Source organism: Nitrosococcus oceani ATCC 19707, from assembly GCF_000012805.1.
Classification (GTDB): Bacteria; Pseudomonadota; Gammaproteobacteria; order Nitrosococcales; family Nitrosococcaceae; genus Nitrosococcus; species Nitrosococcus oceani.
The window spans coordinates 2,895,279-2,915,883 of the sequence record NC_007484.1; the positions used below are offsets into that span (position 1 = coordinate 2,895,279).

17 protein-coding genes are annotated in these 20,605 nt (G+C 50.5%); 3 read left to right on the forward strand and 14 right to left on the reverse strand.

The genetic code is table 11. From position 1 onward, the window contains the following. The first annotated feature begins 154 nt into the window (after nucleotides 1–154). A complete protein-coding gene (gcvPB, locus tag NOC_RS13555) occupies nucleotides 155–1,615 on the forward strand; it encodes an aminomethyl-transferring glycine dehydrogenase subunit GcvPB (protein WP_004269153.1) in 1,461 nt (486 codons plus the stop codon). 123 nt (nucleotides 1,616–1,738) lie between these two features. Continuing rightward, nucleotides 1,739–2,671, forward strand: a complete 933-nt coding sequence (locus NOC_RS13560) for a carbohydrate kinase family protein (protein WP_004164013.1) — start codon at nucleotides 1,739–1,741, stop codon at nucleotides 2,669–2,671. Here NOC_RS13560 and NOC_RS13565 read toward each other — a convergent pair. Beyond that, a complete protein-coding gene (locus NOC_RS13565) occupies nucleotides 2,659–4,743 on the reverse strand; it encodes a thioredoxin domain-containing protein (protein WP_004269206.1) in 2,085 nt (694 codons plus the stop codon). The genes NOC_RS13560 and NOC_RS13565 overlap by 13 nt on opposite strands. Nucleotides 4,744–4,980: 237 nt before the next feature. Between NOC_RS13565 and rluD the strand changes: the two genes are divergently transcribed. Next, nucleotides 4,981–5,940: a 23S rRNA pseudouridine(1911/1915/1917) synthase RluD gene (gene rluD / locus NOC_RS13570; RefSeq protein WP_004269185.1), complete on the forward strand. Its 960-nt coding sequence runs from the start codon at nucleotides 4,981–4,983 to the stop codon at nucleotides 5,938–5,940. A gap of 37 nt (nucleotides 5,941–5,977) precedes the next feature. Here rluD and NOC_RS13575 read toward each other — a convergent pair whose 3' ends face one another. From NOC_RS13575 to NOC_RS13635, 13 genes are read right to left on the reverse strand one after another with little or no spacing between them, the layout of a single operon-like run. Further along, the gene (locus NOC_RS13575) at nucleotides 5,978–6,976 is read right to left on the reverse strand and encodes a zinc-dependent alcohol dehydrogenase family protein (RefSeq protein WP_011330999.1); all 999 of its coding nucleotides are present in this window, start codon (nucleotides 6,974–6,976) and stop codon (nucleotides 5,978–5,980) included. Nucleotides 6,977–6,990: 14 nt separating this feature from the next. Beyond that, entirely contained in the window at nucleotides 6,991–8,427 is a 1,437-nt protein-coding gene (gene nuoN / locus NOC_RS13580) for an NADH-quinone oxidoreductase subunit NuoN (RefSeq protein ID WP_011331000.1), read from the reverse strand. Between the two features lie 54 nt (nucleotides 8,428–8,481). Continuing rightward, nucleotides 8,482–9,996: an NADH-quinone oxidoreductase subunit M gene (locus NOC_RS13585; RefSeq protein ID WP_004269173.1), complete on the reverse strand. Its 1,515-nt coding sequence runs from the start codon at nucleotides 9,994–9,996 to the stop codon at nucleotides 8,482–8,484. A 6-nt stretch (nucleotides 9,997–10,002) separates the two neighbouring features. After that, complete coding sequence (gene nuoL, locus NOC_RS13590; RefSeq protein ID WP_004269189.1) at nucleotides 10,003–11,955, reverse strand: NADH-quinone oxidoreductase subunit L; 1,953 nt, start codon at nucleotides 11,953–11,955, stop codon at nucleotides 10,003–10,005. Nucleotides 11,956–11,960: 5 nt separating this feature from the next. Next, a complete protein-coding gene (gene nuoK / locus NOC_RS13595; RefSeq protein WP_004269138.1) occupies nucleotides 11,961–12,266 on the reverse strand; it encodes an NADH-quinone oxidoreductase subunit NuoK in 306 nt (101 codons plus the stop codon). 8 nt (nucleotides 12,267–12,274) lie between these two features. Continuing rightward, complete coding sequence (locus NOC_RS13600) at nucleotides 12,275–12,880, reverse strand: NADH-quinone oxidoreductase subunit J (protein ID WP_004164018.1); 606 nt, start codon at nucleotides 12,878–12,880, stop codon at nucleotides 12,275–12,277. Between the two features lie 24 nt (nucleotides 12,881–12,904). Then, complete coding sequence (nuoI, locus tag NOC_RS13605; RefSeq protein ID WP_004164026.1) at nucleotides 12,905–13,393, reverse strand: NADH-quinone oxidoreductase subunit NuoI; 489 nt, start codon at nucleotides 13,391–13,393, stop codon at nucleotides 12,905–12,907. 12 nt (nucleotides 13,394–13,405) lie between these two features. Beyond that, on the reverse strand, nucleotides 13,406–14,440 hold the full coding sequence (nuoH, locus tag NOC_RS13610) for an NADH-quinone oxidoreductase subunit NuoH (RefSeq protein WP_004269159.1): 1,035 nt from the start codon (nucleotides 14,438–14,440) through the stop codon (nucleotides 13,406–13,408). A gap of 7 nt (nucleotides 14,441–14,447) precedes the next feature. Then, a complete protein-coding gene (gene nuoG / locus NOC_RS13615) occupies nucleotides 14,448–16,841 on the reverse strand; it encodes an NADH-quinone oxidoreductase subunit NuoG (protein WP_011331001.1) in 2,394 nt (797 codons plus the stop codon). 3 nt (nucleotides 16,842–16,844) lie between these two features. Further along, a complete protein-coding gene (nuoF, locus tag NOC_RS13620) occupies nucleotides 16,845–18,128 on the reverse strand; it encodes an NADH-quinone oxidoreductase subunit NuoF (protein ID WP_004164019.1) in 1,284 nt (427 codons plus the stop codon). Next, nucleotides 18,125–18,652 (reverse strand): NADH-quinone oxidoreductase subunit NuoE, encoded by a 528-nt coding sequence (nuoE, locus tag NOC_RS13625; RefSeq protein ID WP_004269204.1) that lies wholly within the window; start codon nucleotides 18,650–18,652, stop codon nucleotides 18,125–18,127. Before nuoE ends, nuoF begins: the two co-directional genes overlap by 4 nt. After that, nucleotides 18,649–19,902, reverse strand: coding sequence for an NADH-quinone oxidoreductase subunit D (locus tag NOC_RS13630; protein ID WP_004164040.1), 1,254 nt, complete (start codon nucleotides 19,900–19,902; stop codon nucleotides 18,649–18,651). Before NOC_RS13630 ends, nuoE begins: the two co-directional genes overlap by 4 nt. Beyond that, nucleotides 19,895–20,590 (reverse strand): NADH-quinone oxidoreductase subunit C, encoded by a 696-nt coding sequence (locus tag NOC_RS13635; RefSeq protein WP_004269178.1) that lies wholly within the window; start codon nucleotides 20,588–20,590, stop codon nucleotides 19,895–19,897. Before NOC_RS13635 ends, NOC_RS13630 begins: the two co-directional genes overlap by 8 nt. Between the last annotated feature and the right edge of the window lie 15 nt (nucleotides 20,591–20,605).

Consider the following 20,605-nt stretch of genomic DNA (forward strand, 5'->3'; position numbering starts at 1 on the left):
AGCAGCGGGCAATATTTCCCAGCGAGAAAAGCGCACCGGTAGAGTATCGGCGCCAAGACTGGCATAATTTGTCCTTGTCTTATAATCTTTGCGCAGATAAAAGAATCTTATTTCTCAATTTTAACCCTTAGATTTTACTGGACTTTAACTGGCTATGCTGATTTTTGAATCCTCACGTCCCGGCCGTCAGGCTCGCGCTCAAGCGCCTAAGCCGACAGCGGCCACTAACGATTTACCGGAACGATTTCTGCGGCAACAGCCGCCGGCCTTGCCCGAGGTCTCGGAAATGGATGTGGTGCGCCACTACACGGGCCTGTCCCAGAAAAACTTTTCCATTGACACCCACTTCTATCCCCTTGGCTCCTGCACCATGAAATATAACCCGCGGGCCTGCCACACCCTGGCCAGCTTGCCGGGTTTTCTGGAGCGCCATCCCGCGACACCAGAAGCCATGAGTCAAGGCTTTCTGGCTTGCCTTTATGAACTGCAAGACATTCTCGCCAAAATGACGGGGATGCAGACCATGAGCCTAGCCCCCATGGCAGGCGCCCAAGGAGAGTTTACTGGGGTCGCCATGATCCGCGCTTACCACGAGGCCAGAGGTGATAAAGAGCGGTGCGAGATGCTGGTGCCGGATGCGGCCCATGGAACCAATCCCGCCACGGCCACCATGTGCGGTTTCCGAGTCCGGGAAATTCCCACCAACCCGGAAGGGGATGTGGATCTAGAAGCACTGCATAAAGCCCTGGGTCCCCAAACGGCAGGCATTATGCTCACCAACCCCTCCACCCTTGGAATATTTGATCGCAACATTCAAGTCATTGCCCAAAGCGTCCATAAGGCGGGCGGGTTACTTTATTACGATGGGGCTAATTTAAACGCTATTCTCGGCAAGGTGAAACCTGGCGACATGGGGTTTGATGTCATCCATCTCAACCTTCATAAAACCTTTTCCACGCCCCATGGCGGTGGTGGCCCTGGGTCTGGTCCAGTGGGAGTGGGCGAAAAATTGCTGCCCTTCCTCCCGGTTCCCCGGGTGGCGCGTGCCGAAGGCGGCAGCTACCGTTGGTTGACGGCGGAGGACTGTCCCCAAACCATCGGCCCCCTCTCAGCCTGGATGGGGAACGCCGGGGTGCTGCTCCGGGCTTATATTTATGTGCGCCTACTCGGTCTTGAAGGTATGAAACGGGTAGCGGACTTCTCCGCCCTTAACGCCAATTACTTGGCCCAACGCATGGCCGAAGCCGGTTTTGATTTGGCCTACCCCATGCGCCGCGCTGGCCACGAATTCGTGGTCACCCTGAAACGCCAGGCAAAAGAGCTGGGAGTCACCGCCACGGATTTCGCTAAACGACTGCTTGACTTGGGCTTTCATGCGCCAACGATTTACTTTCCGCTCCTAGTTCCCGAATGTTTACTCATCGAACCGGCGGAAACGGAAAGCAAGCAAACCCTGGATGCTTTTGTGGCCGCGATGGAACAGATCGCCAAAGAAGCCCAGGAAAATCCAGAATTACTCAAACAGGCCCCCCATACCCTACCGGCACGCCGCCTGGATGAGGTAAAGGCGGCCAAAGAACTGGATCTAGCCTGGAAACCAACTCCCCATGAGTAGACCTATGCTTCTGAAGCAGAAAACTCTCTGCTGTTTATTGCTGACGGAGAAAAACACCTTCGGATATATTCCCTATTCCATTGGGCCACCCTTTAAAATAAACGAAACTCTTAACAAAATAAGATGACAGCCTTAATTTGCGGCTCCTTTGCCTACGATACCATCATGGTGTTCAATGATCGGTTTAAAAACCATATCCTTCCCGATAAGGTACATATCCTTAATGTTTCCTTTCTAGTACCCCAGTTACGGCGGGAGTTCGGAGGTTGCGCGGGCAACATCGCCTACAATTTACAACTGCTCAAAGGCGATCCCCTGCCCATGGGCACGGTTGGCAGCGACTTTGGCCCTTATCAACAATGGCTGGAGCAAACGGGCATCTCCCGCCGCCATATCCGCCTGATCGATGATACTTACACGGCCCAGGCGTTTATCACCACGGATATGGATGCCAACCAAATCACCGCCTTTCATCCCGGCGCCATGAATTTTGCCCATGAGAATCAGGTCGAGGACGCCAAAGGGGTGGAGCGGGGGATCGTCGCCCCCGATGGGCGGGAGGGAATGATTGCCCACGGGCAACAATTCCAGGCGGCTGGAATCCCTTTTATCTTTGATCCGGGGCAAGGGCTACCCATGTTCACCGGCGAGGAGCTGCTCAAATTTAGCGAGCAAGCCACCTGGATTACCCTTAACGATTACGAAGCCCAGTTGCTTCAGAAACGGACGGGACTCTCTACCCGACAGCTCGCCGAGCGAGTAGACGCCTTGATCATTACCCGAGGGGCGGAGGGCTCCACCATTTATACTCCTGGCTACCGCTTTGAAATTCCCGCCGCCAAAACTACCGCGCCGACCGATCCCACCGGCTGTGGCGACGCCTACCGGGCAGGCATACTCTACGGCCTTGCCCACGCTATGGATTGGGAGACCACGGGCCGCATCGCCTCCCTCCTAGGCGCTATTAAAATCGAGTATCACGGCACCCAAAATCATTCTTTTGAGCTAGCGGAATTTTGGGATCGTTTTAAGGAAAACTTCCACTACCGGCCCTGAGTTGCTAAATGTTCCTTCAAAGCCTCTCTCCGGGTGAGGGGGGCTGAGCAAGTATGGCCACTACAGACATAGGCGGTCACTGCGGTTCCTTGTGGCCGGTATTCCCCTAATATCCCTGGTAAATCCTGGGCCTCAAGGGGAATAGCCAAAGCGACCCGCCGTGGCGCATACTCCGCTGCAGCCACTGCCCGCCAGGTCTCCAACTCTTCCCCACCCCCCCGCAGAATGACTATTTGCGGAGGAATGAGCCATTCTTCTAAGGTTTTGAGTAGGCTACAGTGGGCATGGGGCGTTTGTTGAATGCTCTTCCAGGCTGCCTTGAGCGTGCTTTCCGCAGCCTTCAGATAACGCACTTCACCCAAAAGATGTCCCAGCCGGAGCAAACTCCAGGCCAATACCCCGTTTCCCGCGGGGGTAGCATCATCCATGAGGGGCACCGGCCGATGGATAAGGATTTCATGATCGTCGGCGGTAAAATAAAATCCCCCTTGCGCCTTATCCTCGAAGCGCTCCAGCACAGCTTCGGCCAGATCAACGGCAAAGGACAAATCCCCATCGCGCCAACGGACTTGAAGCAACTCCAGCAGGGCATCCAGCAGAAAAGCATAATCATCCAGGTAACCCCGGTGCTGTGCCCGCCCATCCTTATAACTGACCAGCAAACGGCCCTTTTGCCACAGGTGTGCCCGCACAAAATCCACGGCCCTTTCAGCGGAAGCGATAAAAACAGGCTGCGCCAGCGCCTGTCCGGCAGCCGCCATCCCTTTGATCATGAGGCCATTCCAGGCAGTAAGAATTTTATCATCCCGCCCCGGGCGGATACGCGCTTCCCGGGCAGCAAACAATTTTTGCTTGGCGGCGGTCAATTGCTCTTGCAGACCCGGAGCCGGTACCTTCATCTCCTGGGCCAAAGCCTCGGGGACCGTTGCTGCATATAAGTGCCAATAGCCTTCAAAATTCGCTGGCTGATCAAGGCCAAAGTAGCGTGCCGCTAAAGCGTATTCTTCCTCGCCTAGCAGGGCGCGTACTTGCTCCCGGGTCCAAACGTAAAACTTTCCCTCATGACCCTCGGAATCCGCATCCAGGGAAGAATAATATCCCCCTTCGGGGGACTGCATTTCCCGTACCGCCCAGTGTCCGGTCTCCTCCAATATTCTCCGGAAAAGCCCGCTGCCCCAGAGACGATAGGCGTCCCTATAGAGCACCAGCAATTGGCCGTTGTCGTACAGCATTTTTTCAAAATGGGGGATTCTCCACTCTTCATCCACGGAATAACGGCAGAACCCGCCTCCCAACTGATCATAAATTCCCCCCTGGGCCATTTGCTCCAGGGTCAGCCGGGCCATGGTAAGCGCCTGTTGTTTCTCATCTTCCGTCAAATGCTCCCCTCGGGCATCCCGTAAGCAGCGTTCGATACTGCTTGGATTGGGAAATTTAGGGGCGCCCCTGAAACCGCCATGGCGGGAATCAAAAGCCTGGGCCAATTGTCGATGGGCCGCCTGCAAAGGCGCTCTATTCAACCCTTCCACCTCTGCCGCTGGAAGCCGTGCGTCCAGATCTCCAAAGGCATCAAGCAAACGCTCGTTCTGGGATTGGATAGCCTCCCGGCGAGTATGAAAATACTCTGCCACCCGTTGGAGCAAATCTTTAAAGCCAGGCAAACCATGGCGCTCCTCGGGAGGAAAATAAGTCCCCCCAAAAAAGGGGGCTTGCTTAATCGGTTCTAGAAACATGGTGAGGGGCCAGCCGCCGGGGCGTCCCGTCAGCATCTGCTGGGCTAGCTGGTAAATCTGATCCAGATCCGGACGTTCCTCCCGGTCAACCTTGATATTGATGAAATATTGGTTCATCACGGCCGCAGTTTCCGAATCCTCAAAAGACTCATGGGCCATCACGTGGCACCAATGGCAAGCGGAATAACCAATAGAAAGCAAAATGGGTTTATCCTCCTCCTGGGCCCGTGCTAGCGCCTCTTCATCCCAGGGGTACCAATCAACTGGATTATCCACATGTTGCAGCAAATAGGGGCTAGTCTGCCCCTGCAAGTGGTTTTTTACTGATGGATTTGGCATAGAAAATTTCCGAATAAATCCTGAGTCATGTCCTCAACTATAGGCCATTCATAATTTTTTCGCGAGAAGCTCTCATTATGCTTACAGAGCGGGTTCAATATCTATGAATAGGGAATAGGAGGGCTTTCCCACCGATTCACTGGAAGCGAATCGGGGCATCCAAAGAATGTCCCCGCCAGGGAAGAGGCCAAAAATGGTAAAATTTGCGTCCCAGTAAACTCTTTAATAGCGAACCCTGTGCGGGAAACCATAGAACTAAGTATCACCCTTCCTTCTGAGCTGGCGGGAAAACGTTTAGATCAAGCCCTGGCGCAGGTTTTCCCCGCCTATTCCCGTAGCCGCTTGCAGCAATGGATCAAGCATGGGCAGGTCAAAGTAAATGATGCCCCTGCCCGCCCCCGGGATACCGTTCAAGGGGGTGAATGGATTGTCGTTATGGCGGAAGCGGAAGCGGAAGTTATCTGGAAATCTCAGCCTCTCCCCTTGGAGATTAGGTACGAAGATGAAGCGATCATTGTAGTCAACAAACCCGCTGGCCTAGTGGTACATCCGGCCGCAGGTAACCGGGATGGCACCCTGGTCAATGCACTCTTGCACCATGCGCCGGAGCTGGAGAGAATCCCGCGGGCTGGAATCGTCCATCGCCTTGATAAAGATACCAGTGGCCTGCTGGTGGTAGCGCGGAATCTTGTCGCCCATCATGGCCTCGTCCGGCAGTTACAGGCACGCCAAATCACCCGGGAGTACCAAGCGATTACCGTTGGTGTCATGACCGGTGGGGGAAGGATCGAAGCGCCTATCCAGCGCCATCCGGTACATCGTAAGCGAATGGCGGTAATTTCCACGGGAAAGCCTGCTCTCACTCACTATCGGGTATTGAACCGCTTTCGGGTCCATACCCATGTTTCATGCCGCCTGGAAACAGGCCGGACTCACCAAATTCGAGTCCACTTGGCCCATATTGGCTACTCCCTACTAGGAGACCCCACTTATGGGAAACGTCTGCATATTCCTAGGGAAAGTAGCGAAAAACTGAGCACTGCCTTGCGCCATTTCAAGCGCCAAGCCTTACATGCCGCCCGCTTAGGTTTGGTTCATCCGGAAAAGAAGCGGGAAATGCGCTGGGAATCGCCGCTTCCAGAAGATATGGCCACGCTTCTGGTCTTGCTTGAACAGGATCGACAACGCCATAGATAAAGCCCGTCCCTCTAGATAAGACTACCTTCGGGGCAAGCTAACCCATCTCAAGGGCTAATTTACCCATCATTCCTCCCCGTTCCAGCAAACGGTGGGCAGCCGCTGCTTCCGCTAGGGGAAAGGTTTGCTGGAAGTGAAGCCGAAGACGCTCGGAGTCGAATAATTCAGCGCAGCAATGCAGAATATCTGCTTGATGTTCTAAGGCAGAGATAAGGCCCCGGTGCATAGGAGTCAGCATCAATTCCAGACTAAAGCGGAGATTACGCGCACGCGCCGTATTCCAATTTATGTTGGCACTCGGCTGTAAGAGGGTGACTAAATCTCCATACATGGCGACGGCTCCACAGCTCTTTTCAAAAATTTCTCCCCCCACCGTATCAAATACCACGTCCACCCCTTTACCGCTGGTCCATTCCATAATGGCTTCAACGAAATCGGTTTGGCGATAGTTGATGATATGGTCTGCTCCCAAGGAGCAGGCAAGTTCCTCTTTTTCTTCGCAGCTCACGGTGACGCAGACCCGAGCACCGGTCTGTTTGGCTAATTGAATGGCTACATGGCCTACACCGCCTGCGCCGCCATGAATCAATACTGTATCCTCTGGCTGGATTCGCGCCCGATCATGCAGTGCTTCCCAAGCGGTTATCAAAACCAGGGGGGCAGCGCTAGCTTCGGCAAAGGAGAGCGTTCTTGGTTTTTTAGCGATAAAGCGATGGTCTACTACCGCATATTCCCCATAGTTCCCTTCCGGACCTCCAATTCCCCCGAAGCAGAAATAAACCTCATCTCCCTTCTGGAAATTTTTAACCTCTCTGCCCACAGCATCCACAACGCCCGCCCCATCGCAACCGAGGATTGTCGGGGAGCGGTCTGGGTAGAAAGTACCTCGAGTTCGCAATTTGGTGTCCACCGGGTTAATTCCAGCCCCTTTGAGCTGAACCAGAACTTCCCCGGGTTGACGGATTGTAGGCTTCGGCAACTCTTGCAGTTGCAAGACGTCGGGGCCTCCCGTTGCTGTCATGATTATGGCTTTCATCGCTAAATTATTTGTTAACCTAACACTGCTACGCACAGCCCCATCAAAGCACCAGGGAAGATACCCAATCCCAACATGGCAAGGCCATTAGCGCTCATGCACCAACGAAAATCAGCACGCTTACTCAGGGAAATCTCTTCTGTGGGACTATCAAAATACATAAATTTAATCACCCGTAGGTAATAAAAGGCCCCAATAACGGAAAATAATACTGCAACGACCGCTAGCCAGAGCAATTCCTTATCGATAATCGCCATGATCACAGCCCATTTAGCATAAAATCCTACGGTAGGCGGTACCCCTGCTAGAGAGAACATCAAAATAAGCATCATAAAGGCAAACCAAGGACTACGCTCATTCAGTCCCTTAAAATCTTCCAACCGATCGGCTTCAAAATTGGATCGGGAAAGAAAAATAATCATGCCAAAGCTCCCCAGGCTCATCAAGGCGTAAACAATGACATAAAACATGGCAGCAGCGTAGCCCACGCCAGTGCCCGTCAGAATTCCCAATAGCAGAAAACCTACATGGGCTATCGTGGAATAGGCCAGCATTCGCTTAAGATTGGTCTGGGCAATAGCGACAACGTTACCGATAGCCATGGAAAGAACGGAAAGGATGATCAGCATATCCTGCCAGTGAGCCTGCACATCTCCTAGCGCTTCCACCAACAGACGCATGAGTAAAGCAAATGCCGCGATTTTAGGCGCTGTACCAATATACAGGGTCACCGCCGTAGGCGCGCCATGATATACATCAGGCAACCACATGTGGAAAGGCACGGCACCAAACTTAAACGCCAGCCCCACTACGATAAATACCACCCCGAATACCAAAACCTGACTACTGCCGCTTCCCCCTATTCCTTCCGCTACCGCGGCAACGTGAAGGTCGCCGGTTGCCCCATAGATCATGGACATGCCGTATAACAACATACCGGAAGCCAAAGCGCCCAGCACAAAATATTTCATGGCCGCTTCGGAAGCCCAACGATTATTTCGCAGCAAGGCCACCATGGCATACTGACTAAGAGAAAGCAGTTCAAGCCCTAAATAGAGAGTCAGAAAATGGTGGGCCGAAGCAATCACCATCATACCCAACACTCCAAACAGGCCTAATACATAGAATTCACCTTTATCTAAAGCTCTCGCTTGCAGGTAGTCACGGGAATAGAGAAACACCGCAAAAACGATTATATAGATAAACAACTTTAAGGTATCGCTCAGCGAATCTTTAATATAGCTACCATTAAAAGTGACGCTCTGGGACGAATAGTCCAGAAAATAAAAGGTGAGCAGTGCTGCTATAACTAGCGTTAATTGGGTAATCCAATAAGCAATTTTGCCGCTTTGTCCGCCGCCGTAAGCAACCGCTAACAAGAGCACACAGCCCATCCCAAGGACGGCTATTTCCGGTAATGCAGGCAAAAATTCAGGTATATCGAAATTCATCGTGTCACTTCTTTCAAACCCAAAAGGAGGCGGAATTCACGCCAATAAGACAGCCTAGACCAATTTTGATGCTGCCATCTGAGATAGCAGATTCTCCAGGGAAGTATGCATCACTTCCAGCAGGGGCTGCGGCCACACACCAAGCAGCAGCACCGCCGCCGCCAGGGTTCCCAGTACCAGAAACTCTCGTGAGTTAAGATCCTCCATGGTGGCGACCTTATCGTTAGCGATATCCCCAAAAACTACCCGCTTGACCATCCAAAGGGTATAAGTAGCCCCCAGAATCAATGTCATCGAAGCGAAAAAAGCGTACCAAAAATCTGCCTGGAAAGCGCCCAGAATTACTAAAAATTCACCAACAAATCCCGAGGTGCCCGGCAAACCCACATTGGCCATAGCAAATAGGACCATAAAAGAGGCGAATATCGGCATCTTGTTCACAACACCGCCATAATCCTTGATGAGCCTCGTATGCAGCCGGTCATATAAAACTCCGACACATAAAAACATGGCTGCGGAAACCAGACCATGGGAGATCATTTGCACTAACGCCCCTTCCAAACCCAGCAAGGCACCATCACCTTCAACGCCCTGGGAAAAAATAGCAAAGGCGATAAACAGCCCGAGAGTCACAAAGCCCATATGAGCGATACTGGAATAGGCAATTAGTTTCTTGAGATCTTCCTGCACTATCGCCACTAAACCGATATACACTACGGCAATGAGCGATAAGGTAATAATAAGCCAATTCAACGCCATACTAGCATCAGGCGTAATGGGCAAACTAAACCGCATAAAACCATAAGCGCCTATTTTGAGGGTGATTGCCGCCAAAATTACCGATCCCCCTGTGGGGGCTTCCACATGGGCGTCCGGTAACCAAGTATGAACAGGCCACATGGGCACTTTCACCGCAAAGGCAAGCAAAAAGGCCAAAAATATTCCTATCTGGGCCTGCATATCCAGGGGTACTTGATGAAATTCCAATATGGAGAAACCGCCGGTAACACTGCGTAAATAGAGCAGCGCAAGAAGAAAAAAGACAGAACCCAAGAAGGTATAAAGAAAAAATTTAAGCGTGGCGTAGATCCGGTTTGGACCCCCCCAAATCCCGATTATTAAAAATAAGGGGATTAACATGCCCTCGAAGAAAAAATAGAACAAAACCGCATCTAAGGCCGCAAAAACACCGTTCATTAGCCCTTCCATAATCAGGAAGCTGGCCATGTATTGTGCTAATTTGTGTTCGATAACCCGCCAACCTGCAATAACAACCAGCACCGTGGAAAATGTGGTGAGGATGATGAGTGGCATAGAGATACCATCGATCCCTAAATGATAATAAACGTCGAAGGCTTCAACCCAAGAAAGCTTTTCTTGAAATTGCATGGTGGCCGTGCTGATATCAAAGCCCGTATACAACGACCAGCTCACCACAAAGGTTAACCCCGAAACTCCCAATGAAAGCCAACGAACACGCTCCACATGATTGCCGACGGCCAGTACCAGGAAACCTCCCAGAATAGGCAGCCAAATAACCAAGGAGAGGAGCGGCAATCCAGTTAACATGCCTTTTTAGCCCCCGTAAATGACGAAACTGCCGATAAGAAAAAGCAGCCCTAAAATCATGGCAAAGGCATAATGAAAAAGATAACCGGACTGCAAATAACGGGTGATTTGAGCGATTACGCCGACTACCCGTGCCGTTCCATTGACGAAAAAACCGTCAATCAGCATTCGATCCCCAAGCTGTGAAAGCAACCTGCCTGCCTGGCGCGCTCCACCCGCAAAGAAAATTTCATTGAAACGATCAAACCCATATTTGTTACTCAAGGCCCAATAAAGCAAGCCAAAACGGCTCCGCAATTGCTTTGGCAGCTGAGGACGCTTGAGATATAAATACCAAGCTGCTACGACCCCCACCATAGCCAGTATGAAAGGAAGCCCCTGAAAGCCATGCAAGGCAAAAGCCATCGCTCCATGAAAATCAGCGCTTACCGCTGCCAGCACATTATGAGCTGGAGAAACCATAACTGCCTCGCCAAAAAAACCACCAAACAAAATTGGTTCAATAAAAATACCAGCCACTACCGAAGGGATAGCCAATAACACCAAAGGCACGGTCACTACCGCTGGAGACTCTTTTAAGTGTGCGCGGGTATGCTGATCCATCCGTTCCTCCCCGTGAAATGTGAGAAACAACATTCGAAAGGTATAAAAGGCTGTAACAAATACGCCGGAAACAACCATCGCGTAAGCAAAGCCCGCACCGGGAAGTTGAGAAGCGTGAACAGCTTCGATAATGGAGTCTTTGGAAAAAAATCCAGAAAACCCAGGAAAACCAATTAGCGCTAACGCACCTATTATTGCAGTCCAGTAGGTGACAGGCATATATTTTTTTAGCCCACCCATCTTACGCATATCTTGCTCGTGGTGCATCGCGATAATCACTGATCCCGCCCCCAGGAAAAGCAACGCCTTGAAAAAGGCGTGAGTCATGAGATGAAAGATTCCCGCCGCATAGGCGGAAACCCCAAGCGCCACCGTCATATATCCTAACTGTGACAAGGTGGAATAGGCGATTACTCGCTTGATGTCATTCTGGACAATACCTATCAGCCCCATAAAGAAAGCGGTAATTGCGCCAATGACTAAAATAACGCTCAGAGCAATTTCGGACAGCTCATAGATCGGCGACATCCGGGCGACCATAAAAATACCTGCAGTCACCATGGTTGCCGCGTGAATAAGAGCGGAAATCGGGGTCGGGCCTTCCATGGAATCCGGCAACCACACATGCAAGGGTGCTTGCGCCGATTTACCCATAGCACCAATGAAGAGTAAAATTCCTATCACCGTAAGCACCGACCAAGCGGTTCCTGGCCAAACAGAAAGTGTTTCCTCCGTCAGCGTAGGCACCACTGTAAATACCTCTACATAATCCAGGCTCCCCGTATACATTAATACGCAGGCGATCCCCAGCAAAAAACCTATATCACCAATCCGGTTAACTAAAAAGGCTTTAAGACTGGCATAAATGGCGGATTCCCGCTTATACCAAAAACCTATCAATAGGTAGGACACCAAGCCCACGGCTTCCCATCCAAAAAACAATTGGAGGAAATTATTTGCCATGACCAACATCAGCATGGAAAAAGTGAAAAGAGCGATATAGCTAAAAAAACGCTGATAGCCAGGATCATCCGCCATATAGCCGATGGTATAAATATGTACCATTAGGGAAACAAAGGTCACCACTACCATCATTAGCGCGCTTAAACGATCAATAAGAAAACCGATTTCCACGCGTAAATCGCCAACAGCGACCCAAGTGTAGACGGCCTCATTATAGATGACTCCATCCACCACCACTTGCTTAAACACCATGAGAGATAACAAAAATGCAATGCTTACCCCGGCAATAGCAGCTCGATGGGACCAGAGGCGCCCAATCTTCTTTCCAAACAAGCCAGCAATGAGGCTGCCGATCAGGGGCGCAAACACAATTCCAAGAGTCTGGACTTCCATCGTACCTAGCCCTTCAAATTATCCAAATCACCCACATTAATGGTCCGCCTATTCCGGAATAAAACCACCAGAATTGCCAAACCAATAGCGCTTTCCGCTGCGGCTACCGTGAGAATAAAAAAAACAAAAACTTGTCCTGCCATATCTTCCAGAAAGTGGGAAAAAGCCACGAAATTCATATTAACGGCCAATAGCATAAGCTCAATGGACATTAATAGAATGATGATATTTTTTCGGTTAAGAAAAATTCCAGCAACGGAGAGGCAAAACAATAGCGCCCCCAGGATTAAAAAATCGGATAATGCAATCATGGTTGGGTTTAGTTTGTTTTTTGGGACTTCTCGGCGGCCATCTTAACCAATCTAACCCGATCTTGAGGCCGTACCCGCACCTGTTGCGCAGGATCTTGAGCTTTACTGGGGCGACGCCGCAATGCTAAAGCAATGGCCGCGACAATAGCGACTAGAAGAATGACTGAAGCTAATTCGAAAGGATAAACGTAAACGGTATAGAGTAAATTTCCCAACTCTTTTGTGTTGCTGTAATCAGCCCCGCGGGAAGCAGGGGCAGTGAATTGGTCAAGACCAAAGTTTTTGCTTCCTAGCACAATTATCATTTCAATGGCAATGAGCACTGCTACCAGGAACCCAACGGGCAAGTATCGAGCAAATCCTTCCTGCAGTGGCGCCAGATTCATATCCAACATCATTACCACAAACAGGAACAACACCATGACCGCACCGATATAAACCAATACCAGAACAATCGCTAGAAACTCAGCTTCCAGCAAAAGCCAGATAGCAGCGCTGGTAAAAAAAGCCAAAACCAAAAATAAGGCTGCCCGCACAGGGTTACGTACAGTAACCACCATAGTTGCCGCAAACAGCAAGATGGCAGCAAAGATATAAAAGAGAGTCTTTTCCATGAAGCAGCAGCCTATAAAGCCTAGTTAACGATAAGGTGCATCAGCGGCCCTATCGGCAGCAATTTGGGCTTCATATTTGTCACCCAGCGCCAATAATTGTTCTTTGTGGAGAATATGCTCGCCTCGCTCTTCAAAATGATAATCAAGGATCCGAGTCTCCACGATAGAATCGACCGGGCAGGACTCCTCACAAAAACCGCAGTAAATACACTTAAAAAGATCGATATCATAACGAGTCGTACGACGGGTTCCGTCTTCCCGTTGTTCGGAATCGATGGTAATCGCTAACGCTGGACAAACCGCTTCACAGAGTTTGCAAGCGATGCAACGTTCTTCACCGTTGGGATAGCGGCGTAAAGCATGGAGACCGCGAAACCGGGGTGATTGAGGCGTCCGCTCTTCGGGGAACTGGACTGTAACCTTTTTTGTGAACAAATAACGGCCAGTCAATTTAAGACCCAGCAGTAATTCCCACAGTAAAAAACTCTTAATGTACGAACGCAGGGTATTCATAATGATTACTCCTTACGTGAACCAAGGGCCTAGCTGGGCAACCCGTGCGCCCCCCACTACCAACAACCAAACGATGGTGATAGGAATGAATACCTTCCAACCAAGGCGCATGATTTGATCGTATCGATAACGAGGAAAGGTAGCCCGAAACCAAAGATAAAAGAATAAAAATATAGCCGTCTTTATCAGGAGCCAAACGATGCCAGGAACCCATTCAAATATAGCCTCTAGTACCGTTCCCTGAAACGGGGATAACCATCCACCCAAAAACATCAAAGCCGCTAGAGTGGATACTAGGATCATCTCAATGTATTCAGCGAGGAAAAAGAGAGCAAAAGCCATACCAGAATATTCCACATGAAAACCGGCAACAATCTCAGATTCTCCTTCGGCCACATCGAAAGGCAAACGGTTAGTCTCTGCCACCCCAGAGATAAAATAAATTAGGAATAAGGGAAATAAAGGCAGCCAAAACCAGTGCCAAAATCCTCCTTCCTGGGCTTGCACGATCTCGCCAAGATTAAGGCTACCACCCGCAATCAACACGCCCACCAGCGCAAAGCCCATGGCGATTTCATAAGACACGACCTGAGCAGCAGAACGCATGGCCCCCAGAAAGGCATATTTGGAGTTAGAAGCCCAACCCGCCAGGATAATGCCATATACGCTCATGGAGCCAATGGCGAGAATGTACAGTAAAGCAGCGTTGATATCCGCGAGAACTAAATGGGCATCGAAGGGGATCACCGCCCAAACAGCAAGGGCCGGAGCAATAGCAAGCACCGGCGCTAGCAAAAACAGGATTCGGTTGGCGCTAGCCGGGATAATAATTTCCTTGAGAAGGAGTTTGACAGTATCCGCAATAGGCTGCAGCCAACCCCTGGGTCCAACACGATTTGGACCTATCCGGCCCTGCATATAACCAATGATCTTCCGCTCGGCAAAAGTCAACCAGGCGACTATCAATATCAGCGGCAACACGATAGCTACGATCTTAAAGAGAATCGGCAGCGTCACCTGAAGCGATGAAGGTAGAAAATCAAACATATAAACCTTACTCCGCTGCAGTAACCTTAATAGGCATAAAAGGAGCGCCCAAGGCCCCCGCCTCTTCAAAGGCAGCAGCCAGCCGTAAACACCCTTCCGCTACAGAGTCATCAACCGCAAAAGGTAAAATGACTTGTCCATTTCCTTGGTCCACCGCAATTCGTTCGGCATTGCTTAGACCTAGACGGGTCGCATCAGCGCTATTCATATAAGCTTGGCGAGCAGCTTGGCCATCGGGACTTTCCTGCAGCGGGCGACTACGCCGAACCAATCCATCCGTCCCATAGATAAACGTGTCCGCAATACGCACCAAAGAACTATCGTCATTCGTGCTTCCAAGAGTTTCTGGACGCCATGGAGTTAATGCCTGAGGCTTAGCAAGATTCTCTATTTGATGGCGCAGCTCATCATGGATCTCTTGAGAAGAAAGATAATTGAAATCAGGAATTTGAAGCAGATTGGCAAGCACTCGCAGCACCTTCCAGGCCGGACGCGCCTCCCCCGGAGGAGGGACAGCTCCTGTAAAACTCTGCCAACGGCCTTCGGCATTTACGAAAGTCCCCGAGGTCTCAACATAGGTGGCGATAGGTAACAGCACATTAGCGTAGTCCAGCATAGCCTGACTGCGAAATGCCGTTAATGAAACGACAAAGTCTGCATTCCGAAGAGCCTTCTGAGCCGACAGAGGATCGGCACAGTCAAACTCAGGTTCAACTGCCAGCAACAAATAGCCCCGAAGTTCTGCTTCGAGCATTGCCTGCCCATTGAGGCCCCGTACTGGCGCACGGCCGCCGCCAGGCCCCCGATGGGGAAGAACACCGGCTAAGGCTGCACCCACGGCATTGCCTCCCGAAGGGAAAAAACCTAGCTGGCAACCACCCAACTGGCACGCCAAATCTGCTAAAGCACGTAATACCGAAAAATGAGGATGTCCCTCAGCTATCCCGCCTAATAATATCCTCCCGTGCAAGGCATTAGCCAGTTGATCCGCCATTGCCCGCTCTGTCTCGGTAGGCTGAATATCGGCTAATAGAGAGGTCCATCCGGCATCCAAGGACTTGCCCTTGCTTGCTGCTAAACACTTAGTTACACCAGCCAAGGCTCGGAGCATACCCTGAGGCCCCGCAATTATCTTCTCTGCAACGGGGAAGCGGACTAGATAATCCACAGGGTTAATATACATAAGGGCTGCGCCCCGAAGCGCCGCTTTGCGCAGGCGCAACCCAAACAAGGGTTGCTCTTTATGTATATTCGCCCCCACCACTAAAATGCAATCCGACTGCTCCAGCTCTTCAATGGTACAGCCTAGGGGCACTGTCTCTGGCTCAAATTCCTGATCGCGAAAATCTTGCCGCCGCAGGCGATGGTCAATGTTGTTACTATGCAGACCTCGCAATAGCTTCTGAAATAAGGAGAGTTCCTCAACAGTCGCATAGGGTGAGGCAAGCCCGCCTAGTTGGGTGCTCCCGGCCTCTTCAGCAACCCATTGCAGGCCCTTAGCAGCAGTTTCCAACGCCTCCTCCCAATCGGTTTCACGCCAAACGCCCTCTTGCTTAACCATAGGCCGATGTAACCGTTCTTCATGGGTTAAGCCAAGCCAGCCATAACGGTCACGATCAGCAATCCAGGTTTCATTCACCGCTTCGTTATCCCGGGGAACAGCCCGCATCACCTCATTTCGCCGTATATGCAATTCAATGTTGGCACCTACACTATCGTGGGGAGAAATAGTAGGATGTCCCGCCATTTCCCAAGCCCGAGCACGGTAGCGGAAAGGTTTATCTGTCAACGCGCCTACCGGGCAGAGATCAATTACATTTCCTGCTAATTCCGACGCTAAACTCTGTTCAATATAGGTACCAATCTCCATGTGCTCACCGCGCCCGGTCGCCCCTAATTCCTTTATGCCAGCGATCTCCTGGCCAAAGCGAACACAACGTGTGCAGTGGATACAGCGGGTCAGATCGGTTTTAATCAAAGGCCCGATATTCTTGTCCTTCACTACCCGTTTACGCTCGGTAAAGCGGGAAATATCATTACCATAACCCATGGCCAGATCCTGTAGCTCGCACTCACCCCCTTGATCACAGATAGGGCAATCCAACGGGTGGTTAATGAGCAAAAACTCCATCACCCCCTTTTGGGCCGCAATAGCGCGGGGCGAACTGGTAAATATCTTCATGCCATCCGCCACGGGGGTGGCGCAAGCAGGCAGAGGCTTTCTGGATTTTTCCACCTCCACCAAACACATCCGACAGTTGGCAGCAATCGATAGGTGTTTATGATAGCAGAACCGAGGGATATCAACGCCAATCTCATCAGCTACCTCGATGAGCATCTTCCCGGCTTTTACCTGGAGTTCAGTACCATCAATCTCAATTTTGACCATTCCCGGTTTCATCCCTCAGGACCCGCTTCCGACTAAGCATCGCTTATGATCGATGTGATATTGAAACTCATCTCGGAAGTGTTTGATAAAGCTTATTACTGGCGCCGCAGCGGCATCTCCCAGAGCGCAAATAGTATGGCCATCAATATTTTCGGCTACATTGACCACCTTATCCAAATCTTCTTGCGTACCCTGGCCTTGTTCAATGCGGTGAACCACTCGATATAGCCATCCCGTCCCCTCCCGGCAAGGCGTACATTGACCACAGGATTCTTCGCGATAGAAGGCTGAGATCCGCTCCAGAGCCCGCACCATACAGGTTGTTTCATCCATAATGATGACTGAACCCGCACCCAGTAACGAACCAGCCTTGGCAAGGGAGTCGTAATCCATATTAGCGGCCATGATAGCCTCCGCAGGCATTACCGGTACGGAAGTTCCTCCAGGAATAACCGCCTTCAGGGCATTCCCATTACGCATCCCACCTGCTAATTCAAGCAAGTCTTTAAATGAGATTCCCATGGGGACCTCATAATTACCGGGCCGGTTGACATGCCCCGAGACACTAAAAATTTTGGTTCCCCCGCTGGTTGGCGTTCCCAACTTCAAGAACCATTGACCCCCCTTTTCTAGAATCACGGGCACCGAAGCAAGAGTCTCGGTATTATTAATGGTTGTAGGTCTACCATAGAGGCCAAAGCCAGCGGGAAACGGCGGCTTATAGCGAGGCATGCCTTTTTTGCCCTCTAGGGATTCCAGCAAAGCCGTCTCCTCGCCACAAATATAAGCCCCCGCGCCGGGATGGGAGTAGAGATCGAAGTCGACTCCTGATGCCAGGATATTTTTGCCCAGCAGGCCCGCCTGATAAGCCTCCTCCAAGGCCGCTTCAAAACGTTCAATGGGCTCGCTAAACTCACCGCGGGTATAGTTATAACCTACTGCTGCGCCAATGGCATAACCCGCAATGGCCATCCCTTCAATCAACTGATGGGGGTTATAGCGAAGAATATCCCGGTCTTTGAAGGTACCCGGCTCCCCCTCATCGGAATTACAAACAATATATTTGATACCTGCTAAATCCTTGGGCATAAAACTCCATTTCAATCCCGTGGGAAATCCCGCCCCTCCACGACCTCGAAGACCAGAAGCTTTGATCTCATCAATGATCTTGGAAGGCGGAGTTTTTTCTCTCAGAATGCGTTTCCAAACTTCATACCCCTTTACCTTTAGATAACTTTCCAATCCCCACGGAGGGTCGAGATCCAATGTGCGAAAACAGACTTGGTTGAGAGCGATCATTTTAAAGCCTCAAGGATTTGATCGATCTTTTCTGAGGTTAAATTTTCATGATAGGTATGCCCTGCCATCATCATGGGTGCCCCACCACAAGCGCCCAGGCATTCAGCTTCTTTAACCGTAAAACGATGATCCGGCGTCGTCTCCCCGAAACCGATCCCTAAGCGTTTCTGTAAATGGGCCACGACCTCATCAGAGCCACTAAGCTGGCATGAAATATTAGTGCAAACACTGATTTTATGCCGGCCGATTGGCTTTAATTCATACATAGAATAGAATGTAGCCACTTCATAAACACTGATCGGACGCATCTCCAGATATTCAGCTACCGCATCCAAAAGTTTATCAGTCAAATAACCTCCATTAACTGCTTGCACGATATGCAAGGCGGGAATAACCGCAGATTGCTTTCGCTCCGGAGGATATTTTGCGATCCAATAATCAATTTGCTGCCGTACTTCAGAGGAGAGAAGATTTTCTTCTTCTCGATTTCTTGATTTTCTCCGTTCTGGCTGTCCTACGCTCACCGATCGATCTCCCCAAACACGATATCCATGGTTCCGATAATGGCAACCACATCGGCAAGCATGTGGCCTTGTACCATTTCGTCCATAGCGGCTAAATGGGCAAACCCCGGCGCTCGAACTTTAAGCCGGTAGGGTTTATTAGCCCCATCCGAGATAAGATAAACCCCAAATTCACCCTTGGGTGCTTCTACTGCCGCATAAGCTTCACCTTCCGGGACGCAATACCCTTCGGTAAATAGCTTGAAATGATGGATCAGCACCTCCATATCATTTTTCATTTTCTCCCGCGGGGGGGCAGCAACCTTATAGTTATTCACTATAACCGGTCCAGGATTTTTTCGTAGCCAGTCCACGCACTGCTTGATAATTTGGTTGGACTGGCGCATCTCTTCTATCCGTACCAAATAACGGTCATAGCAGTCCCCGTTAACCCCCACAGGAATATCAAAATCTATTTGGTCATACGCAGCATAGGGTTGTTTTTTCCGTAAATCCCATTCCACTCCCGAGCCACGCAGCATCGGTCCCGTAAAACCCAGTTGCAATGCACGCTCCGGCGTGACGACTCCAATGCCAACCGTACGCTGTTTCCAGATTCGATTATCCGTCAACAGGGTTTCATATTCATCCACACAAGTAGGAAAGCGGGCGGTAAAATCTTCAATAAAATCAAGCAAAGATCCCTCTCGATTCCGATTAATTATTGCCACCTCTTTTTCGTTATGCCACTTAGAAGGCTGATATCCAGGCATCGTCTCCGGCAAGTCGCGATAAACCCCACCGGGACGATAATAAGTCGCATGCATACGAGCTCCTGAAACCGCTTCATAGCAGTCCATAAGATCCTCCCGCTCCCGGAAGCAGTATAAAAACACCGTCATGGCGCCGATATCTAGGCCATGGGCACCCAGCCACATGAGATGATTAAGAATACGGGTAATTTCATCGAACATCGTCCGAATATACTGTGCCCGTAAGGGTGGCTCAATGCCGAGGAGTGTTTCAATCGCTTTCACATAACCGTGTTCATTGCACATCATGGACACATAGTCTAACCGGTCCATATACCCGATGCTCTGATTGAACGGCTTGCTCTCAGCGAGTTTTTCTGTAGCCCGATGCAACAGACCCACGTGAGGATCAGCCCGCTGGATAATCTCTCCATCCATTTCTAGCACTAACCGCAAAACCCCATGGGCTGCTGGGTGCTGCGGGCCAAAATTAAGAGTAAAATTCCGGATCTCAGCCATGGCCGCCTTCGTCCCCTGAAGCCTTGATTTGGTAGCGGTGATCATCACGAATCACTCGAGGCACCAGTACTCGAGGTTCAATACTTACAGGTTCGTAGATAACTCGCTGCTGCTCAGGATCGTAGCGCATTTCTACATTACCGCTTAGCGGGAAATCCTTACGGAAAGGATGGCCGATAAAACCATAATCCGTCAAAATACGCCGAAGATCAGGATGACCCTCAAAAAGAATACCAAATAAATCAAAAGCTTCGCGCTCGAACCAATTGACCGAAGCCCAAAGCTGGATCACTGAAGGCGCTACCAAGATTTCTTCATCCACAAAAGTTCGCACTCGCAAACGCCAGTTATGCCGCACCGAAAGGAGGTGAACGACTACGGCAAAACGCGACCTGGTCCAAGCCTGTTTTTTGTATTGCCTCCGTTCCACAGCACGACTAAAACCGTCTACCGTAGCTTTTTTGGTCTCCCAATCACTAAGACCATATTCCATATAATCCACGCCACATAAATCGATCAACTGTTCAAAGCCGAAATTCTCTTCATCTCGCAGCGCTTTACAAACCGCAAAATAGAATTCGCGGGGCACCTCAATTGTGAGTTCCCCGCGTTCAAGGCGGCAGAAGCCTATTTCACCATCGAAGCGGCCCTCAATACGCCTTCGTAATTCCGCTACACTGTTCGCCATGAATACTAGGCTCCT